The sequence below is a fragment of the Halomonas hibernica genome, from assembly GCF_013183775.1.
Classification (GTDB): domain Bacteria; phylum Pseudomonadota; class Gammaproteobacteria; order Pseudomonadales; family Halomonadaceae; genus Vreelandella; species Vreelandella citrativorans.
This window is the reverse complement of sequence record NZ_VIFN01000033.1, coordinates 1-2686: the sequence shown is the minus strand read 5'-3', so window position 1 is coordinate 2686 and position 2686 is coordinate 1. Positions and strand designations below refer to the sequence as shown.

Annotated in this window: 4 protein-coding genes; all 4 read left to right on the top strand. The window is 39.0% G+C overall.

The annotated features are described in order from the left end of the window. On the top strand, positions 1 to 186 hold a 186-nt coding region (locus tag FKN99_RS17675), incomplete at its 5' end, for a hypothetical protein (RefSeq protein ID WP_172119100.1). Further along, positions 187 to 408 (top strand): hypothetical protein, encoded by a 222-nt coding sequence (locus tag FKN99_RS17670; protein WP_172119099.1) that lies wholly within the window; start codon positions 187 to 189, stop codon positions 406 to 408. A 235-nt stretch (positions 409 to 643) separates the two neighbouring features. After that, a complete protein-coding gene (mobV, locus tag FKN99_RS17665; RefSeq protein WP_172119098.1) occupies positions 644 to 1777 on the top strand; it encodes a MobV family relaxase in 1134 nt (377 codons plus the stop codon). A 477-nt stretch (positions 1778 to 2254) separates the two neighbouring features. Next, a partial coding sequence (locus FKN99_RS17660) for a helix-turn-helix domain-containing protein (RefSeq protein WP_172119097.1) occupies positions 2255 to 2686 on the top strand: 432 nt, incomplete at its 3' end.

The following is a 2686-nucleotide window of genomic DNA, read 5'->3' as shown; positions in this document are numbered from 1 at the left end:
TTTCTCAGAAGACAAAATTTTTCATTCTCTGTTTATTACGATGAAGCTGGAAACAGAAAAATTGTCACTGATTTTGATAAAGAGAAAAGTCTTCGAAATCATGCCGTTATAGCGGATGCAGACACTGGTGAAGTTAGAAGACTAACCGAAGATGAAATAACAGAAGAGCTTAGTGAGGGACACTAAATGGCACTGAAACGGCTTAAAGACTTGGATTTGAGGTTTAGTAGTGCTGATGTATACGAATGGCAGCACGAAGGGGTCAGATTCCGCTATGACAGACGTTTGGGAGCCGTAGCAAGAGAAAGCAACGTCAACGAGTTTGAAGACTGGCAGAAGCTAGAACAGAACGATTTAAACCATGCTAAGCAAGCAGTCTTCAATCTAATTAACGAAGAATGGTTATAATCTGTTATGTGGTATAATGTGTTTTGTAGATGTGGCATTTTACATCTATACACTCACGAGGTAACTAAAATCCACTCGCTCCGCTCCTGGATTTCTAGTTACCCTGCTCGCCCTGCGGGCCAAGGTCAAAAGCACTGATGAGCTTTTTTCGCGGAAAGGATTTCCGCTCAAAAGCACATCTTAGATATTGATGATGGAGAATTTTAATTTAATAAAAATAACATGGAGGTTATTTATGTTTGTGACACTCAGAACAGAAGGAATAAAAAGAGGTAGCCACCTGTCTACAGCAGGAGAGCACAACCACAGGACTAGTAAGGAGCCTGACAGCAGGATCGATCCCGAACGTACCCATCTTAATCAGCACCTTATCAAAACCGCTGAAACCCTCCCAGAAGCCGTACAGAAGCGAATCAGTGAAGCTGGGGTAAAACTACCAAAGAATGCCAATGTCGTAGCTCAAGAGATTGTTTTAGGTGCTTCTCCTGAATACTTCCGACCTGGCTACCACCCAGAAGATCCAGAAGGTAGGGGAAAATACGAACCGGAAAGACTTGAAGCTTGGAAAGAGAAAACAATGGATTGGCTAAAAGACAGATTTGGAGAAAAAAACATTGTCGATGTTATTCTTCATCTGGATGAAACTACACCACATATTCATGCAATGGTTTTACCAATAGCTGAAGTAGAGCTTAAACATCGAAGAACAAATGCTCAAAAGGAAGCAGGAGAACCAAACACAACCTACATGAAGACGAAGTGGAACAGATCCCAAGTTTTCGGGTTAGCTCAACATTATGAAATGCAAGACGAGTATGCAGATGCACTTTCATCGCTTGGTTTGCATCGTGGCATTTCCAAAAAGCTTTCAAAAAAACAGCACAAAACAATTAAAGACTATCACAGAGAACAATGGGAATTGTTAAATAGTGAAATAGTTTACCCAAATACTGATTTTAAAATGGACACAGATATAGAATCTAGCTTTACCATGCCTAAACCCAAAACGTTTGAAAGTGCGAAAAAATATGCTGAAAGATGTGAAGACGATATAAGGGAAATAATTAAAAATGGTATTGCTGATGATTATGAGTTTAAAGTAAAAGAGTTTGAAAAAGCTTTTGATAAAGCAAAAGACTTCACAGCTTCACTTGCAAATGAAGCTAAAGAGCAAATGGAAAAAAACGATATTCTAACAAGTGCTTTAAAACGAATAACCAAAGCAATCGAAAATCCAGAATTAGTTAGAAAAATACTAGAACAGCAGGACCCAGAGAAGAAGCTTGATAGAGAGACAGAAATAATCAGCAACACGGTTAAAGTCAGAAAAAAAGCACCTAAAAATACCAATTCTCCATCACTTCAATAACTAGCTCGATTTTTCCGACGGACGGCAGTTTGTCCGTTGGAAAAATGAGCAACCAACCGAAGGGCGGTAGGATCGTTAGCAAAAAAGCCTGCCTGGGATACCACCTGGCTACCTTTCCCATTACTGGTTGAAAATCCACCAGTTAGGCTTGCTAACAATAAGAGAGGGGAGCTTCTCGAAAAAAAAAGCCATTCATCCAGCAATACACCTGCAAATACGACCAAAATCAAAGGCAAAACTCCTAACTGTGTCAGTTAGGATTTCTAACTGTGTCAGTTAGGATTTCTAACTGTGTCAGTTAGGACTTTTTGTCGCACCCCCAAATATACTAACTCTCTCAGTTAGAAAACAACGAAAAACAGAAGTATATTTGCTTGCATTAAATCATAACTCAAAAAAAGTAAAAAAAAACACTTGACGAATTAGAAAGTGTGGTATAATGGGGTTATGATTTTAACAAACAAAAGGAGAAAAATCATGGAAACACAACAAAAACAGCAAGATACGACACCGCCCAGAACCAAGAAAGTTTATCGTGAAGAAGAAAACCACGAAATAGACTACAACACGGGACAAATCAACAAAACAACGAAAACAATAACTTCAAGAGTCCCCCAAGAACCGCCTTATGTGAAGCTATATTTGGACGATATAGCCGTTCTACACAATCTACCGAAGGGTTCTAGTTCGTTGCTTCACGAACTGCTTAGACAAGTGAATTATGAAGGTTTAATCAATCTCAATTCATCGGTGAAAACAAAAATCGCTAATGCTTTAAACTTCAAAAATAAACAGTCCGTTGATAATGGATTAAATAAACTCTGCAAAGAAGGTTTGTTGCGAAGTGCTGACCGTGGTGTTTATGAAGTAAATCCACACCTGTTTGGCAAGGGAGATTGGGCAACCATT

What these genes read in the sequence shown, in the direction of transcription:
- mobV (WP_172119098.1), top strand. Translation starts at nt 644, where the DNA reads ATGTTTGTGACACTCAGAACAGAAGGAATAAAAAGAGGTAGCCACCTG.
- FKN99_RS17670 (WP_172119099.1), top strand. Translation starts at nt 187, where the DNA reads ATGGCACTGAAACGGCTTAAAGACTTGGATTTGAGGTTTAGTAGTGCT.